We start from the raw sequence: 16622 nt of genomic DNA on the forward strand, positions 1-16622 counted from the left end.
ATGAGCCGTATCTTGACCGAGGCCGTTAGCCGCCGATCATTTCTGCAATCTGCCGGCATCACCGTCGGTGGCGCCTTCGCCGCCAACCTGCTGCCTTCCAGCGTTTTCGCCGCGACCAAACCCATCGTGTTGCGCTACACCAGCAGCTTGCCCGACACCCATCCGCTGAACAAACAGATGAAGGCCGCGTCCGAAGCGATCAAGGCTGAAACCAACGGTGCTGTGGACTTGCAGGTGTACGCCAACGGCGCCATGGGCGGCGATACCGACATGCTGTCCCAGGTGCGCGCCGGGGCCATCGATTTCATTCCATTGCCCGGGGCGATTCTCTCGACCCTGGTGCCGGCCATGTCCATCGAAAGCATGCCGTTCGCGTTCAAGGACTACGACAGTGTCTGGGCTGCGCTGGACGGCAAACTCGGCGAGTACGTGCGGGCCAAGACCGAGAAGGTCGGCCTGATCCCGATGGAAAAAGTCTGGAACAACGGATTCCGTCAGATCACCAGTTCGACCCGCCCGATCAACACGCCGCAAGACCTCGCCGGCTTCAAGTTGCGGGTGCTGGTCAGCCCGTTGTGGACCTCCATGTTCAGCGCCCTGGGCGCCTCCCCTACCGGCATCAGCATCAACGAAACCTATTCGGCGCTGCAGACCAAAGTGGTCGACGGCCAGGAAAACCCGTTGGTGGTGGTCGAGTCCGCACGCTTCTATGAAGTGCAGAAGTACTGCTCGATGACCGACCACATCTGGGGCGGTTTCTGGATCGTCGCCTCGGGCAAGACCTTCCCGAAACTGCCGGCGGACGTGCAGGAAATCGTTTCCCGGCAGATCAACGCCGCCGCGCTGGTTCAGCGTCAACAGGTGATCGATCTCAACTCCAGCCTGGAACCGTCCCTGATCGCCCATGGCATCACCTTCAACAAAGTCGACCGTTCATTGTTCAGGACCGACCTGCAATCGAAAGGCTTCTACACCCAATGGAAAGAAAAGTACGGCACCGAAGCCTGGAGCTTGCTCGAGCAGTACGCGGGTCAATTGTCCTAAGCCGGAGACCGGGTCATGAAAAACGAACTACGAATGACGGACGTTTCCCCTGCTGACGGACGCAGCCCACGGCAAACCACTTTGCGCCTCGGCCGCGCCCTGGACACCGGCCTGCGCTGGCTGACCGAGGGCAGCGCGGCGTTGCTGGTGGTGGTCGAAGTCACCCTGCTGTTCTGCAACGTGTTCTCCCGATATGTGCTGAATCAGCCGATTGTCTGGGGCGATGAACTGGCCTCGCTGCTGTTCCTGTGGCTGGCGATGCTCGGTTCGGTGGTGGCGATGCGGCGCGGCGAACACATGCGCCTCACCTCGTTTATCGGGCGTTTGCCTGCGGAGAAACGCGCCTTTATCGACACTTTGGGCGCGGTGATCGTTATCGCGTTTATCGGGCTGCTGTTCACCCCGGCCTGGGAGTACGTCAGCGACGAGTGGATCATCACCACCGCCGCCCTGGAAATCCCCAACGCCTTCCGCGTGTCTGCCATTGCGGTCGGCCTGAGCCTGATGTTGATGACCTGCGTCGCGCGCCTGCTGACCAGCGCCCGGCTGATCGACTTCACGGTGTCGGTGGCGATGCTGGCCTCCATGGCGGCGTTGTTATGGGTCAGCGAAGGCCTGCTGTTGCTGATGGGCAACTGGAACCTGATCGTGTTCTTCATGATCGGGGTGATGGCGATGATCATCATCGGCGTGCCGATTATGGTCGCGTTCGGCCTGGCCACCGTGGCGTACCTGTCGACCATGACCGCCACGCCGCTGACCCTGGTAGTTGGGCGCATGGACGAAGGCATGGCGAGCCTGATTCTGCTGGCGATTCCGCTGTTCGTGTTTTTGGGCGCATTGATCGAAGCCATGGGCATGGCCCGGGCGATGATCCGTTTCCTGTGCTCGCTGATCGGCCATGTGCGCGGCGGCTTGTCGTATGTGCTGATTGGTGCCATCTACCTGATTTCCGGCATTTCCGGGTCCAAGGCCGCCGACATGGCCGCCATCGCCCCAGCGCTGTTTCCGGAAATGAAGAAACGCGGCGAGGACGAAAACGAACTGGTAGCGATGCTCAATGCCTCCGGCGCGATGTCGGAAACCATTCCCCCAAGCCTGGTACTGATCACCATCGGCTCGGTGACCGGGGTGTCGATTTCGGCCCTGTTCACCGGAGGGTTCATGCCGGCAGTGGTGGGCGCCATCGCGATGGCGGCGGTGATCTGGTGGAAAAACCGCAAGGGCGAAGCCTCCACCGGCAAACGCGCCTCAGCCAAGGAAATCGGGCATTCACTGCTGGTGGCTTTACCGGCCCTGGCCCTGCCCTTCGTGATTCGCACCGCGGTGGTCGAAGGCGTGGCCACGGCCACCGAAGTGGCGGCGATTGGCGTGGCCTACACCTTTATCGTCGGGTTGCTGTGCTATCGCTGCTTTGACTGGCGCCGCCTCTATCCGATCCTGGTCAGCACCGCCTCCTTGTCCGGCGCGATTCTGATCATTATCGGCAGCGCCACCGCCATGGCCTGGGCGCTGACCCAATCGGGCTTTTCCCATCAACTGGCGCAAGTGATGTCGACGGTGCCCGGGGGGGCGATGGGCTTCCTGATCATCTCGGCGGTGGCCTTCATTCTGCTGGGCAGCTTCCTCGAAGGCATTCCGGCCATCGTGTTGTTCGGGCCGTTGCTGTTTCCCATCTCCAAGACCATGGGCATCAACGACGTGCATTACGCGATGGTCGCGATCTTTGCCATGGGCCTGGGCTTGTTCGCGCCGCCGTTTGGCGTCGGTTTCTACGCGGCGTGCGCCATCGCCAAGGTCGACCCCAGTGGCGCCATGCGCCGGGTCTGGCCGTACCTCGGCGCACTGGTCGTGGCCCTCGGCGTACTGATTGCCGTGCCGTGGATATCCATCGGTTTCCTGCCCAACATCTGATCACTCCTTTGATAGCCCGAGGTTGCTTATGAATTTCTCAACGCTGGAAGCAGGCACCACCACCGAGCGCCGCCTGACCGTCGATCAGCAACGCACCATTTCGTTTTTGGGTGAGGATCTGCGCATCTACGCCACACCACGATTGGTCGACGACATCGAACAGACCTGCCTCGATTACTTGCTGACCTTCCTCAATGAAGGTGAAAACACCGTCGGTGCGGCGGTCGATATCCGTCATGTCGGGGCCACGCTGCAGGGTATGTCGGTCAGTATCGTCGCCACGGTCACCCGCATCGAAGGGCGCAGTGTGACCTTCAACGTCGAGGTACGTGACGAGGTCGAACTGGTGGCCACGGCAGCGCATACCCGCGTGGTGGTGAACGTCGCGAAGCTGCGCAGCCGTGTGCAATCCAAGGCCGAGGCTGCCGCCGCTGGCGAAGTCGAAGACGGCCTGCTCAACCGTTCCCAATTCGCCGCGTCGCGCTGAGCAAGGGCTGCCGTCATGATCACGCTGCATGAACGCAATGGCCTGCCCAACCTGGCACCCGAGGACGCCTTGCCGATTGTTGATGCCCACCATCACCTGTGGGACCTCGGCAACGGGCGCTATCCGTGGTTGCAGGACGAGTATCACGAGGAATTTTTTCTCGGTGACTATCACAGCCTGTGCCGGGATTTTTTGCCGGAACACTTCCTGGCCCTGACGCAAAACCAGCGCTTGGTCGGCACGGTACACGTCGAGGCCGAACGGGCTCGGGATGAGCAAGTCGCCGAAACCCTTTGGCTGGAACAGGTGAACGCACGCTTCGGCTTCCCGAACGCCATCGTCGCCCATGCCTGGTTTGATCGCGACGACAGCGCCGAGATACTTGCGGCCCAGGCGACCCGGCCATTGGTTCGGGGGATTCGCTCGAAACCGGTGACGTCGGTTTCACCGCTGGAGTCAGTGGCCGGGGCCAAGGGCACCATGCAAGACCCGAAATGGCTGGAAGGCTTTTCGCGCCTGGCCGAACACGGTTTGTCCTGGGATTTGCGTGTGCCGCCGTGGCACTTGGCCGAGGCTGCGGAAGTGGCGGCGATGTTTCCCCGGATTCAGATCGCCTTGAACCACACGGGTTTCGCCTGGGATCGCAGCCCGTCGGGTATGGCGCGCTGGCGCAAAGGCCTGGAGGCACTGGCCTTGCAACCCAACGTGCATATCAAGCTGTCGGAATTCGGCCTCAAGGATTCGCACTGGAATTACGACGACAACCGAGTGGTGGTGCTGGCCGCCCTGGAGATCTTCGGCTCCGAGCGTTGCATGTTCGCCAGCAACTTTCCGGTCGCCGGGTTGCGCGCGTCCTACGACACGATTGCCGATGGCATGGCCACGATGCTCGCGCCGCTGGGGCGTGCGGTGCAGGAAGCGGTTTTCGCCGGCAATGCGCAGCGCTTCTATCGCCTGGAGCCACAGCATGGATAACTGGCGCGAACGCTTTCTGGCCAGCGGCGACGACGCGGATTTACCCATCGTCGACGCCCACCAGCATTACTTCGATATCGAGGCCCATTACTACCCGTGGCTGAACGACCGGCCATTGCGCCCATTCCGTTACGGCGATTACTCGTCGATCTGCCGCACCTTTTTGCCCGAGGACTATAAGCGGCTGACGGGCCGGCATCGCATCGTGCAGACCGTGGTGATCGAGGGTGAATGGGACCCGGCGACACCGGCCGACGAAGTGCGTTTTATCGAGTCCCTGACGGAGCACGAACCGTCCTTGGCGGCCATGGTCGGCCAGGCCTGGCTGGATCGCGAGGACGCACCTGAGCTGCTGCGCCTGTACCGCGAACATCCGCTGGTCCGCGGCGTGCGCCACAAACCGACGGTCACGCGCCGTGAAGAATGGCGCGAAGACTTTTCCGCGCCCGGCTCCATGCGCGATCCGCGCTGGCGCGACGGCTACGCCCGACTGGCGCAAAACGGTCTGCATTTCGAGTTGCAAGCACCGTGGTGGCATCTGCCGGAAGCCGCCGAACTGGCCCGGGACTTTCCCGACGTGACCCTCGTGGTCAATCACACCGCGCTGCCGGCGGATCGCTCGCCGCAAGGTCTGGCCGGCTGGCGCGACAACCTGGCGCTGCTGGCTCGCGAGCCCAACGTCGCGCTAAAGATTTCCGGCATTTGCATCCCAGGCCAGGCCTGGCCCGTGGAAGCCAACCGCGAGGTGGTGAACGACGCGATATCGATTTTCGACGTCAGTCGCTGCGCCTTTGCCAGCAACTACCCGGTCGATGGTGTGGTGAACAGCCTCAGCGAAGTGTTCGACGGTTTCAAAACCATCGTCCGCGACCGTTCCCGCGTTGATCGACTGGCGCTGTTTCATGACAACGCCCGACGTATTTATCGGCTCACTTGATCCCTATTTGAACAGCCCTTAAGGAGCTCCCATGTTTGAAGTTTCAGGCCACAACTACATTGCCGGCGCTCGTTCGGCCAAAGGTTCGAACACCCTGCAAAGCCACGACGCCAGCACCGGCGAAGCGCTGCCGTTCCGGTTCCATCAGGCAACTGAGGAGGAAGTGAATACGGCCGCAGAAGCGGCGGCCACGGCTTACCCGGTTTTCCGTAACCTGTCGGCCGCCCGCCGTGCCGACTTCCTTGACGCCATCGCCACAGAACTCGACGCGTTGGACGAGTCATTTATCGCCCTCGTCTGCCGCGAAACCGCCCTTCCCGCCGGGCGCATTCAGGGTGAGCGCGCCCGCACCAGCGGCCAGATGCGTTTGTTCGCCACGGCGCTGCGTCGGGGCGATTTCTACGGGGCGCGCATCGACCGCGCCCTGCCGGAGCGCAAGCCGCTGCCCCGTCCAGACCTGCGCCAATACCGCACCGGCCTCGGCCCGGTTGCCGTCTTCGGTGCCAGCAACTTTCCGCTGGCGTTTTCCACGGCGGGTGGTGACACCGCGTCCGCCCTCGCCGCTGGTTGCCCGGTGGTGTTCAAAGCCCACAGTGGCCACATGGCGACCGCCGATTACGTCGCTGACGCCATCACCCGCGCCGCCCGCCAGACCGGCATGCCCGACGGTGTGTTCAGCATGGTCTACGGCAGCGTCGGTGAAGCGCTGGTCAAGCACCCGGCAATTCAAGCTGTCGGGTTTACCGGGTCGTTGCGCGGTGGCCGGGCCTTGTGTGACATGGCGGCGGCACGGCCGCAGCCGATCCCGGTGTTCGCCGAGATGAGCAGCATCAACCCGGTGTTGCTGATGCCTGAAGCGCTAAAAGCACGGGGTGAAAAGATCGCCACCGAACTGGCCGCGTCCGTGGTCCTCGGTGCAGGTCAGTTCTGCACCAACCCCGGTTTGGTGTTGGGCATTCGCTCGCCGGAATTCACCGCGTTTCTTGAACGTTTTGCCGGGCTGATGGGCGAGCAATCTGCGCAAACCATGCTCAATAGCGGCGCGTTGAAAAGCTATTGCCACGGCCTCGACAACCTGCGCGCCCACTCGGGCATCACGCACCTGGCCGGCAACGCACAACAGGGCAATCAGGCGCGGCCGCAGTTGTTCAAGGCGGATGTCAGCCTGTTGATTGACGGTGACGAGTTACTGCAAGAGGAAGTTTTCGGGCCTACCACCATCGTGGTCGAAGTCGCCGATCACGCCGAGTTGCTCCAGGCCCTGCACGGCCTGCGCGGTCAGTTGACCGCCACCCTGATTGTCGAGGATTCGGAACTCACCACCCTCAACGAAGTGTTGGCCCTGCTGGAACAGAAAGTCGGGCGCGTGCTGTTCAACGGTTATCCGACTGGCGTTGAAGTAAGCGATGCCATGGTGCATGGCGGGCCTTACCCCGCGACGTCGGATGCGCGCGGCACCTCGGTGGGAACGCTGGCGATTGATCGTTTCCTGCGGCCGGTGTGCTTCCAGAACTGCCCCGACAGTCTGTTGCCGGACGCCCTGAAAAACTTCAATCCGCTGGGCATCGCCCGGTTGATTGACGGGGTCAGCAGCCGCAACGGGCTGTAAGCCTCAGCGTTACCACCCGCTGTTAGCCATAACTCCCACGCCTGTGAACAACAGGCGTCGGATTCGCTCGTCCAGAAAACTGCTGTACCCCACAACAACAAAAACAGAGGAAGTCCCATGCACGTTCAACTTCACCCGAAACAACGCCTGTGCAAATTGATGTTGGCTGTTACTGCCGCCCTTCTGCTTAACACTGCGGCCACACAATTGGCCGTTGCCGAGACTTCAACCACTGCGACGCCGCCGCCCATGCAATGTGCCACTGAAACCACCCCGCGCTACACCAAGACCCCCACCGGTTACCTGATGGTGCTGCGCATGGGCGACAACGCCTTCAAGGAGCTGACCAAACTGGCCATCGCCGAGAAGATCCCAAGCGCATCCATCAGCGGCATCGGCTTCGGCAACGTGAAGTTCGGCTTCTGGAACAAGGACAAGAAGGACTTCGACGCCAAAGTTTTCAGCAATGTCGAGATGGCGAGCATCACCGGCTCGATGGCCTGGAAGAACGACCAGCCGTCGATCCACATGCACGGCGTCGCGGGTGATGCCACGTTCCAGGCCTATGGCGGCCATATCCTCGACTTCGACGTGACCACCGGTTCCATGGAAATCACCGTTGTCGTCCACCAGCGTCGTCTGGAGCGCGGGATCGATCCGTGCATCGGCGCCAACGTGTTGGGTATCTGATACGAGTTTCAGGCTCCCGCCGATAGCGGGAGCCACCCTCCTGAATTCGAATTACAAAAAAATAGGGGCGATTGAGATGAGCAACAAGAACACGGTGGTTACCCTTGCGCTGGGCGCCCTTGCACTGAGCACCCAGGCGCAGGCTGACTTTCTGAGCGACAGCAAGGCCACGTTGGGCCTGCGCAATTTCTACTTCAACAACGACAACCGCGACGGCACCGCCACGCCGTCGAAAACCGAAGAATGGGCCCAGGGATTCATGCTCGACTTCAAGTCGGGCTACACCAACGGCGTGGTGGGTTTTGGCATCGATGCCCTGGGCCTGACGGGGATCACCCTGGACAGCGGCAAAGGCCGGCATGTCGGCGGTTCGATGATTCCGTCGGACAGTGACGGCAGCGCGGTCGATTCGTGGAGCCGGTTGGGGTTGACCGGCAAGGTCAAGGTCTCGAAGACCGAACTGCGCCTCGGCACGCTGATGCCGAAGCTGCCGATCCTGGTGTCCAACGACGGTCGCCTGCTGCCCCAGACTTTCGAAGGTGGGCAGATCACGTCGGGCGAGTTCAAGGACCTGACCTTTACCGGTGGCCGGATCGGACATGCGACGGGCCGAGGCTCCAGCGACCAGACCGGATTGGCCGCCGTCGGCGGCACCCGTGAAAGCAACGCGTTCGACTTCGCCGGTGGCGACTGGAAAGTCACCAAAGACCTGACGGCGCAGTATTACTACGCCAACCTCGAGGACTACTACACTCAGCAGTTTTTCGGCCTGATACACACCCTGACGATCTCGGACAACCAATCCCTGAAAACCGACCTGCGTTACTTCAAGACCAACTCGTCCGGCGCCAACAGCTCCGGTACCTCGGGCTACAAGATCAGCGGCTACACCCGGGATGGCGATGGCGAAATTGACAACAAAACCTGGAGCGCGGCGCTGATCTACTCCCTGGGTGCCCATGCAGTCACTGCGGGTTATCAAAGCGTTTCCAGCGGTAGCGGTTTCACCCAACTCAACCAGGGCGGCCTCGCGGACAAAGGTGCGGGCGGGGTCAGTCTGTACCTGTACACCGATCGCCTGATCCAGACTTTCACTCGCGCTGGCGAACGCACCACTTTCGGCCAGTATGCGTATGACTTCGCAGGCCTGGGTGTGCCAGGCCTGAAGGCGTCGGTCATGTACCTCAGTGGCGACAACATCAAGACCACGTCCGGTGATAACCAGAAGGAATGGGAGCGGGATATCAGCCTCGACTACGTGCTGCAGTCCGGAGCGCTGAAAGGGGTGGGCTTTGGGTGGCGCAATGGCAAGTCGAACAGCGAGGCATCGCGCAATCAGGATCAGAATCGGTTGATCGTGAGTTACAGCATCCCTTTGCTCTGACATCAATACCACGCTAACGCGCGTTTCGAGGATGCCCTGGTTGCATTGCCTCAGCGCTGACATCGTGTCAGCGCTTTTCTTCTTTTATTATTTTCGAAGCAATGTCTCGTACCTTACTTAACTGAAAGTATAAAAAACTTGGGAAGTTGACTCGGCATCAATCCGCCAACCTCTGAGCATCATCAAAAAAGGACAAAGCCCAAGAACTCTTTATTTGAACAATGACAAGCTAGCGAACTGACACTGCACAATCGCATCGCGATGGCGCCGTTTTCGCATAATTGCACATAAAACTATTTTATTAGAATCATCCACCCGAACATCATGCTGCATTCAGCGTAAAATCGATTTTTCTGTCGTTTTCCGCTCGCTTCATGTGGAGCCTGGCTCTAGCGATGCGTTTGTCGTGACGCCCTCCTCCAATCCAAAAACCAACGAGCAGCAATGGGCTGCAAAATTCGCCCACTTAGCTATCCCCTTGCTTAGCGCCGCCCCATCATTTTGCAGTTCATCTTGCTATCGAAAAATCGGATTTGACCCGTACGCTTCTTAACCACGTTCGGTAGAGACTCGCCAATTTTTTCTCGATTGCATCTCAAAGAACCAGCGAAACCGACTGCTTTGCCGGGAGTGATTAAGCGTTCAAAAATGATGGAAAACCCATCTTTACGTTTCCTTTTTATCTTTTTCAAGAAGCAATCCCCATAACCATCTGGTTTTTATACAATTTTCTTTTATCTTTTTTAGCTATCGGTCACACGGCCTAAATGAATCACGTCCACCCTCTCTACATCTCTTATCTTGAAATTCTCTGACCGTATTAACGCGCTTAAATGTTGGCTGCATCGTTTCTTTGTGAATGTATAAATCCACGTTCACGTCAAATATCAGGGAACGGACTGGAAAATCGAACGCTTAACCTGCTCAGCCAACTCTTCAATGAACACCAGAACCCCGAACGTGCGCCCGAGCATGCACGCGGTCAGCATCGCCGATTCGCCATGGCCCACTACTGGAATATCCAGCAGGCGCAGCGCCGTTGATCTTTTTAGCTAGCCCATTCCCCAATACCGAGCATCATTGGCAATGACCTCATGCCGGGCAAAAAGCCCGGGCAACTCAGCCTTGAGAAAGTCCACCCAGGTCCTCACCTTGGCATCCAGAAAACGCTTGGAAGGATAGAGCGCATAGACGTTTCGCTCCCTGAGCCGGTGATCGCCCAGCACGCGCAGCAAGGTGCCCTCGCGCAGCGAACGGGTGGCGGTGTAGAACGGCAGCAGGCTGATGCCCATCCCGGCCTCCGACGCATTGACCATCGCCTCGGGAACGTTGCTCTGGAAGGTTTTACCGGGCACCACTGAAACCTCACCCTGCTCGTCACGGAAGACCCACTCATCGCTGTACAACGGGTCGATCATGCGCAGGCAGCTATGTTCATTCAGTTGTTCGGGGTGACCGGGCAGGCCCCGACGCGCAATGTACCCGGGCGATGCGCATGGGATGCTGAAGATACGCCCTACCGCTTGGGCAACGAATTGTGAATCCGCCAGTTCCTGGGCGATGGAGATCACCACGTCGTGCCCGTCCTCAAGGGGGTCGGGATTGCGTTGTGACAAGGTCAACTCAACCACCACGTCCGGGTAGAGCTCGCAGTAGCGGGCAATGAGTGGCGTCATCAGCACGCCCAACCCGGTCAAACAATGCAGACGCAAACGGCCATTGGGCTCCAGGTGAGCGCCACGCGCTTCTGCGGTGGCCTCCGCCATGTCGTCCAGTATTTGCCGCGCCCGCAACAGGAAGCGTTCGCCGGCTTCGGTCAGGCTCAAACGGCGGGTGGTGCGCTGCAGCAGACGTGCCTGCACATGCTGCTCAAGATCCGCCACCAGCCGAGACACTTGCGCCGTGGAAAAGTCCAGCGCCTGTGCAGCCGTGGTAAAGCTGCCTGCGTCGGCCACACGCACAAATACCCGCAGGCTGTTAAGCAGGTCCATGAACCCTCCAGTGGTAACGACTGTTGCATCTGATGTAACGCTGCATCATGTACAGACCTCTTTATCCCTATCGGCAGAAGAATAGAATTGACTCATCGAAACACCACGGAGCAAAAACCATGAAGACCTTGTTGAGCGTACTGTTGGCCCTGACCACCACCGCCGTTATGGCCGCCGAAAGCAACCCGACCGCAACTCCTCCATCCCTGGATATCGCGAAAGTCATCTCGGTAACCGATACCTCGACTGCGTGCGATGTCGTACCGGCGACCATGGTTTACATCGACCATCAGGGTGAAAGTCACACGTTGACCTACCGGGTGATGGGCAGTTGCTCGGGCGTTTGAGAGGCCGAAACAGCAGGTTGTTCAGACCGCGATCCGGGTTGCCTGCAGGGCCAACTCGTGCAAACTGGCCAACCGTTGCATGACGCGCTCGACCACTTCCAGCCTGGCCACCGCGCCACTGCGTAACTCCCCCATCGATTGCAACGCAACCTCAGCCTTGTCCAGGCCCAAACGCGTCGAATCGGTAAGCTGTTCAAGTCCCTGACGGGCATCCTCTGCCGACTTTTCCAGACCAGTGGCGATCTGCCGGATCTGCGCACTGGAGTCCGCTGCCTGGCGCGACAGATTGCGCACCTCGTCCGCCACCACAGCAAAACCCCGGCCATGGTCACCAGCCCGAGCGGCCTCGATCGCGGCATTGAGCGCCAGCAGGTTGGTCTGCCGAGCGATGTCCTGGATGCTGCCGACAATCGCACCGATGCGTACCGACTGGCTGCCCAGTTCATCGAACACCTGATCCAGGCGCTGCAGATACTGATCCAGATCCCCCAGCACGGCAGCCGAAGACTGCATGCTCACGGCACTGGCCTGTACCCGTTCGCCCGCGCCACGCGCCAGCTGGTTGGCAAAGCGCATGTCGTCTTCGGTTTGTTGCACCACTCTCGTCAAGTGTTCAAGTGCCTCCTTTACCTCGGCGCCCGGCCAAGCGGGCTCGAACACCGGCAACGACGGTAGCGGGACCGGCGCACTGGACACCACGGGATCCGGCTCCCGTTGCACGAGCACTTCGACTACCCGTATTGGCTGACGCTGAAAAAGCACCGCCGCCGCCAGCAGCAACAGATTGATGATGCCGGCATACATCAGGTGCATGCCGTTGCCGAAAGCGAGCAGCACAACTGCGCCGCCCGCTGTAACCAGGGCCAATCGTGCCCAGACTTTATTGCTCATACTCGCCTCACTCACAGCAACGTCCAGGTGTAGCTCAGGATCAGCCGGTTCTCGTCAATATCGCTGCGGTAATTGGAGCGCGCCATGGCATTGCGCACCCGGATGCCAAGCCCCGCGAAAGTCCCGCTCTGCACGACGTAACCGAGGTCCAGGTCGCGCTCGCGGTCCTTGCCTTCGAAGCCCTTGCCGGTGTCGACGTTGTTGCCGGTGATGTAGCGCACGGTGCTGGTCAGCCCCGGCACGCCGAGGGCGGCGAAGTCGTAGTCGTAGCGCGCCTGCCAGGATCGCTCGTCGGTGGAGGCGAATTCATAGGTCGGCACTTCGTTGCCCAGCGGCGAGATGTTGGCGAATACCCGAGGGAACGCGCTTTCACCGTACATGCCCTGGTAGCCGACGTAGAAGGTATGGCCGCCGTACTTGGCCGACAGCAGGGAGAAGAACGCCTGGTTGTCGATATTGCCCAACAGCTTCTTGCCATCCTCCTTCGCGTCGAAATAGCCGAGGTTGGCGCCCAGGGTCCAACTGCCCAGGGGCTGGCTGTGTTTCAGCCCCAGGAAGCCTTGCTGGTAGATGTCTTCCAGTTGCCCGTACCAGGCACTGACGCTGGTGTGTTTGTCGTTGAAGGCGTAATCGCCGCCACCGTAGTTGAACGCGTCACTGCTGGCCTGGCGCTGGGGCACGTAGCTGAGCATCGCCTGCATCTTCTCGTCGCCGGCCTCGTTGCGCAGATGAGTGGAACTCAGATGGCCACCTTGCAACGTCAGGCCATTGATCTCGGCGGAAGTGAAGCTCGCCCCTTGGTAACTGGGCGGCAGCAGGCGGATGTCACTGAAAACCAGCACCGGCACGTTTGGTTGTAGCTCGCCGACGCGCAGTTCGGTCTTCGAGTAGCGCAGCTTTAGCGTGCCTTCCAGGCGGCTGTACTCATCGGCCGCGCGGCCATCGCTCTGTACCGGCAACAGGCCGGTGTTGACCCGGTCCGGGCTGCTGTCGAGCTTGAGCCCGAGCAGGCCGATGACATCGACGCCAACGCCGATAGGCCCTTGGGTGTAACCGGACTTGGCGTTGAGGATAAAGCCCTGGGCCCACTCCTCGGCCTTCGACTGCCGGTTAGCGCCGACAATGTCTGAGTAGTCGCGGCTGAAGTAATAATTGCGAGCCTGCAAGGTGGCGGTGGCATCCTCGATAAAACCGCCCTGCGATGCCATCAATTGGCTGGAACAACCCAAGGCGACAGCCATGGACAATAGCGTACGAGTTGCATGAATGGTTGACTTCATCGGTGTGCTCTTATTGTTGTTATGAAAAGTAAGGCGTGGCGGATACAGGTCAGCGCGCCACCTCCCGGGCGCTGCTGGAGGTGGCAAGGGGCGGCCGCCGCGCACCCGACAGCAGGTGCGCGGTCATGCCGAAAATCAGCCCCCAGAACGCGGCGGACAAGCCGAACAGCGACATGCCCGAGGCGGTGGTGAGGAACGTCACCAGCGCCGCTTCGCGGTCATTGGGTACGGCCATCGCGTTGGCCAGGGCGCCGGCAATGGCAGCGAACAGGGCCAGTCCCGCCAGGGCGGCGATCAGCTCTTTTGGGAAGGCGGCGAATAACGACACCAGGGTCGCCCCAAAGATGCCCAAGACCAGGTAACAGAGGCCGCCGACCACACCGGCGACATAGCGTTTGCCCGGATCTTCATGGGCCTCGCGGCCCGTGCAAATGGCGGCAGTGATCGCCGCCAGGTTGAGGCCGTGGCAGCCAAACGGCGCCAACAGCGCCGTGCCCAGCGCACTACAGGCAATGATCGGTCTGGCCGGCGTGGCGTAACCCGAGGCGCGCAACACCGCCATGCCCGGCACGAACTGCCCGGTCAGCGCCACCATCACCAATGGCAAGGCAACGTTCAAGGTTGCTCCCAGGCTGAACTGCGGGGTGACCCAAACCGGCGTCGCCAGGCCGATCACCAGGGCTTCGCGGTGCAATTGGCCGGTGAGCATGGCGATGGCACAGCCCACCACCAGTACCGCCATCACTGCGTAACGCGGCAGCAGCCGTTTGCACACCAGGTAGGTGGCGAACATCGCCAGCACCAACCCGGGCTGGCCTTGCAATGACACGAACAGGCCAGTGCCGAAACGCAACAGAATCCCCGCCAGCATCGCCGCTGCGATGGCCCCGGGCAGCTTGCCGATAACGCGGTCGAAGGCGCCCGAAATGCCGACCAGAAAGATCATCAGACTGCTCAGCAAATAGGCACCGACGGCCTCGTTCATCGAGATGCCCGGCAGCAACGCCACCAGCAGGGCCGAGCCCGGTGCTGACCAGGCAATGATGATCGGCACGCGGTAACGCAGGCTCAGGCCGATGCCCAGCAGCGCACTGCCAATGGAGATCGCCCAGACCCAGGACGACAACAGCTCGCGAGACAGGTGCGCGGCGTCCGCCGCCTGGAAAATGATCACCAGTGGGCCCGCATACGAGATCACCGTGGCAATAAAGCCCGCAACCGCAGCGGACAGCGAAAAGTCACGCATCAAGCCTTTCATCAAACAGCTCCTTACGCACTCAAGCCTTGGCCGCCGACAGCGGCGCGGTCACGTTGGAGGCGTTTCGCTGGCTGCTGATGGCATACAGGGTCATGGCGAGAGCGGCCACCGCACCCGGCAGGGCGAACGCCATGAAATTGAGTTGCAGCGGCAAATTGATTCCCAGCAATGCGCCGCCTAACAGCGGGCCGACAATGGCACCGTTACGGCCGATCCCCGACGCCCAGCCAAGCCCGGTGGAACGAATGGCCATGGAATAGAACTGCGCGGCACAGGCATACAGCAGGATTTGCGAACCGATGGTGGTGGCGCCGGCGATGGCGATCAGCAGGTACAACACCGGGGTCGGACTTTTGAATCCGAGCAAGGTGATCGACACCGCGGCAATCGCGAAGAACACCGCCAGCACCCTTGGCAGGTTGAGCTTGTCGCCCAGTACGCCCCCACCCACCGCACCGAAAATCGCGCCGAAGTTCAACGCCAGCAGGAAGGACAAGCTTGAGCCCAGGCTGTAACCGGCGTTGGCCATGAGTTTCGGCAGCCAGGAACTCAAGGCGTAGACCATCAACAGGCAGCAGAAAAACGCCAGCCAAAGCATCAGCGTGCGCATGGCGCGGCCTTCGCGGAACAGCTGCAGTACCGGCGTGCCGGTGCCCTTCACTTCTGCCATGTGCAGGGTGTCGCTGACTTGGGCGACATAGGCCGGGTCAACGCGTTGCAAGACAGCGCGTGCTTGCTCGTTGCGGCCTTGGCGCAGCATGAAACCCACCGATTCCGGCAGGAAATACATGATCAATGGCAGCAGCAACAGCGGCAGCCCCGCGATGTAGAACACCGCCTGCCAACCGAAGCTGGGAATAAGCACGATCCCCAGGCCCGCCGAGAGCATGCCACCCACCGAATAACCGCTGAACATGATGGCGACCAGGGTGCTGCGAATTTTCTTTGGCGCGTACTCGTTCATCAGCGCCACCACATTGGGCATGACGCCGCCGATGCCAAGGCCGGCAATGAACCGGCAGATGCCAAAGGTCGTGGGGCTCGTGGCAAAGCCGTTGAGCACGGTAAAACCGCTGAAGAGCATCACGCAAAGGGTGATGGTTTTCTTGCGCCCGATCTTGTCCGACAGCGGACCGAAAAACAGCGCACCGAACATCATGCCAAACAGCGCATAACTGCCCAGCGCACCGGCCTCCAGCGGGCTCAGTCCCCACTCTTTCATCAACGTCGGCAAGACCACCCCGTAGATCACCAGGTCGTAGCCGTCGAAGATGATGATCAGCGCGCACCAGAACAACACCATCCAGTGAAAGCGGTTGAAGCGTGCGTTGTCGATCACCTCGTGTACATCGATTTTTCGCATGACATCGGTCTCTTGTTGTTATTTTTTATTGTTCGTTTGGGCGCTCAGCCGCCTGCTGCAGGCAACGCACGCAACGCTCCACCGATGGCGGCCGCATTGTTACGTGTCATGCACAGGACTGTTACGCAGGATGCAAATGAAGGGTATTGAGACCGGCAGCGGGGCAATATCCGCTCTGCGCAGATCGCTATCCGTTTTGTGCAGAGGGTGATATTCGAGTGTTGCAGCGGTGGCAGGCGTATTTCCTGGCTGCAAGGCTTCAGACTCGACTTCGTCTCAGGTTTCACCGACGGGCCGGTAAAGTTCGGACTGGATCTTTCGACCTTCTCGGCAGTGGCGCTGGAGCGACTACCTGTCTGTCGGTGGCTGGCGCAGCAGCGCCCATGTCTCTCGATTTAAAGGGCGAAATCGCCGCAAGGTGTGCAACATGCCTTGCGGCGCATCCTTCAGGG

The 16622-nt window shown here is 60.5% G+C and carries 15 protein-coding genes and 1 pseudogene; 10 read left to right on the top strand and 6 right to left on the bottom strand.

The window, feature by feature from the left end:
- The 8 genes from F7R06_RS05545 (at window position 1) to F7R06_RS05580 (ending at window position 9040) form a co-directional block, all read left to right on the top strand.
- Window positions 1-1044: a TRAP transporter substrate-binding protein gene (locus tag F7R06_RS05545; RefSeq protein ID WP_090327306.1), complete on the top strand. Its 1044-nt coding sequence runs from the start codon at window positions 1-3 to the stop codon at window positions 1042-1044.
- Between the two features lie 15 nt (window positions 1045-1059).
- Window positions 1060-2958, top strand: coding sequence for a TRAP transporter large permease (locus F7R06_RS05550; RefSeq protein ID WP_090321721.1), 1899 nt, complete (start codon window positions 1060-1062; stop codon window positions 2956-2958).
- A gap of 28 nt (window positions 2959-2986) precedes the next feature.
- A complete protein-coding gene (locus F7R06_RS05555) occupies window positions 2987-3445 on the top strand; it encodes a thioesterase family protein (protein WP_090321719.1) in 459 nt (152 codons plus the stop codon).
- Between the two features lie 15 nt (window positions 3446-3460).
- A complete protein-coding gene (locus F7R06_RS05560; RefSeq protein WP_090321715.1) occupies window positions 3461-4420 on the top strand; it encodes an amidohydrolase family protein in 960 nt (319 codons plus the stop codon).
- Window positions 4413-5357, top strand: coding sequence for an amidohydrolase family protein (locus tag F7R06_RS05565; protein ID WP_090321712.1), 945 nt, complete (start codon window positions 4413-4415; stop codon window positions 5355-5357). Before F7R06_RS05560 ends, F7R06_RS05565 begins: the two co-directional genes overlap by 8 nt.
- Before the next feature lie 31 nt (window positions 5358-5388).
- Window positions 5389-6966: an aldehyde dehydrogenase (NADP(+)) gene (locus F7R06_RS05570; RefSeq protein WP_090321710.1), complete on the top strand. Its 1578-nt coding sequence runs from the start codon at window positions 5389-5391 to the stop codon at window positions 6964-6966.
- Between the two features lie 117 nt (window positions 6967-7083).
- On the top strand, window positions 7084-7656 hold the full coding sequence (locus F7R06_RS05575; RefSeq protein WP_090321707.1) for a PPC domain-containing DNA-binding protein: 573 nt from the start codon (window positions 7084-7086) through the stop codon (window positions 7654-7656).
- Between the two features lie 76 nt (window positions 7657-7732).
- Window positions 7733-9040, top strand: a complete 1308-nt coding sequence (locus F7R06_RS05580; RefSeq protein WP_090321704.1) for an OprD family porin — start codon at window positions 7733-7735, stop codon at window positions 9038-9040.
- Between the two features lie 887 nt (window positions 9041-9927).
- Here F7R06_RS05580 and F7R06_RS31215 read toward each other — a convergent pair.
- Complete coding sequence (locus F7R06_RS31215) at window positions 9928-10050, bottom strand: hypothetical protein (protein ID WP_281198232.1); 123 nt, start codon at window positions 10048-10050, stop codon at window positions 9928-9930.
- 42 nt (window positions 10051-10092) lie between these two features.
- Window positions 10093-11031: a LysR family transcriptional regulator gene (locus F7R06_RS05590; protein WP_090321700.1), complete on the bottom strand. Its 939-nt coding sequence runs from the start codon at window positions 11029-11031 to the stop codon at window positions 10093-10095.
- 119 nt (window positions 11032-11150) lie between these two features.
- Here F7R06_RS05590 and F7R06_RS05595 point away from each other — a divergent pair, with 119 nt between their 5' ends.
- Window positions 11151-11378: a DUF2790 domain-containing protein gene (locus F7R06_RS05595; RefSeq protein ID WP_090321697.1), complete on the top strand. Its 228-nt coding sequence runs from the start codon at window positions 11151-11153 to the stop codon at window positions 11376-11378.
- Window positions 11379-11399: 21 nt separating this feature from the next.
- Here F7R06_RS05595 and F7R06_RS31360 read toward each other — a convergent pair.
- The 4 genes and pseudogenes from F7R06_RS31360 to F7R06_RS05615 all read right to left on the bottom strand — a co-directional run.
- A pseudogene (locus F7R06_RS31360) lies at window positions 11400-11792 on the bottom strand (methyl-accepting chemotaxis protein); the annotation flags it as partial.
- 488 nt (window positions 11793-12280) lie between these two features.
- A complete protein-coding gene (locus tag F7R06_RS05605; RefSeq protein WP_090321692.1) occupies window positions 12281-13549 on the bottom strand; it encodes an OprD family porin in 1269 nt (422 codons plus the stop codon).
- 49 nt (window positions 13550-13598) lie between these two features.
- Window positions 13599-14807, bottom strand: a complete 1209-nt coding sequence (locus F7R06_RS05610) for a benzoate/H(+) symporter BenE family transporter (protein WP_090321689.1) — start codon at window positions 14805-14807, stop codon at window positions 13599-13601.
- 19 nt (window positions 14808-14826) lie between these two features.
- Window positions 14827-16170: an MFS transporter gene (locus F7R06_RS05615; protein ID WP_090321687.1), complete on the bottom strand. Its 1344-nt coding sequence runs from the start codon at window positions 16168-16170 to the stop codon at window positions 14827-14829.
- Window positions 16171-16377: 207 nt separating this feature from the next.
- Between F7R06_RS05615 and F7R06_RS05620 the strand changes: the two genes are divergently transcribed.
- Window positions 16378-16569, top strand: coding sequence for an OprD family outer membrane porin (locus F7R06_RS05620; protein WP_245706684.1), 192 nt, complete (start codon window positions 16378-16380; stop codon window positions 16567-16569).
- Window positions 16570-16622 lie beyond the last annotated feature (53 nt).

This window comes from Pseudomonas moorei, assembly GCF_008801475.1.
Lineage (GTDB): Bacteria > Pseudomonadota > Gammaproteobacteria > Pseudomonadales > Pseudomonadaceae > Aquipseudomonas > Aquipseudomonas moorei.

What these genes read in the sequence shown, in the direction of transcription:
- F7R06_RS05595 (WP_090321697.1), top strand. Translation starts at nt 11,151, where the DNA reads ATGAAGACCTTGTTGAGCGTACTGTTGGCCCTGACCACCACCGCCGTT.
- F7R06_RS05590 (WP_090321700.1), bottom strand. Translation starts at nt 11,031, where the DNA reads ATGGACCTGCTTAACAGCCTGCGGGTATTTGTGCGTGTGGCCGACGCA.
- F7R06_RS05615 (WP_090321687.1), bottom strand. Translation starts at nt 16,170, where the DNA reads ATGCGAAAAATCGATGTACACGAGGTGATCGACAACGCACGCTTCAAC.
- F7R06_RS05570 (WP_090321710.1), top strand. Translation starts at nt 5,389, where the DNA reads ATGTTTGAAGTTTCAGGCCACAACTACATTGCCGGCGCTCGTTCGGCC.
- F7R06_RS05565 (WP_090321712.1), top strand. Translation starts at nt 4,413, where the DNA reads ATGGATAACTGGCGCGAACGCTTTCTGGCCAGCGGCGACGACGCGGAT.
- F7R06_RS05550 (WP_090321721.1), top strand. Translation starts at nt 1,060, where the DNA reads ATGAAAAACGAACTACGAATGACGGACGTTTCCCCTGCTGACGGACGC.
- F7R06_RS05580 (WP_090321704.1), top strand. Translation starts at nt 7,733, where the DNA reads ATGAGCAACAAGAACACGGTGGTTACCCTTGCGCTGGGCGCCCTTGCA.
- F7R06_RS05605 (WP_090321692.1), bottom strand. Translation starts at nt 13,549, where the DNA reads ATGAAGTCAACCATTCATGCAACTCGTACGCTATTGTCCATGGCTGTC.
- F7R06_RS05560 (WP_090321715.1), top strand. Translation starts at nt 3,461, where the DNA reads ATGATCACGCTGCATGAACGCAATGGCCTGCCCAACCTGGCACCCGAG.
- F7R06_RS05575 (WP_090321707.1), top strand. Translation starts at nt 7,084, where the DNA reads ATGCACGTTCAACTTCACCCGAAACAACGCCTGTGCAAATTGATGTTG.
- F7R06_RS05545 (WP_090327306.1), top strand. Translation starts at nt 1, where the DNA reads ATGAGCCGTATCTTGACCGAGGCCGTTAGCCGCCGATCATTTCTGCAA.
- F7R06_RS05555 (WP_090321719.1), top strand. Translation starts at nt 2,987, where the DNA reads ATGAATTTCTCAACGCTGGAAGCAGGCACCACCACCGAGCGCCGCCTG.
- F7R06_RS05610 (WP_090321689.1), bottom strand. Translation starts at nt 14,807, where the DNA reads ATGAAAGGCTTGATGCGTGACTTTTCGCTGTCCGCTGCGGTTGCGGGC.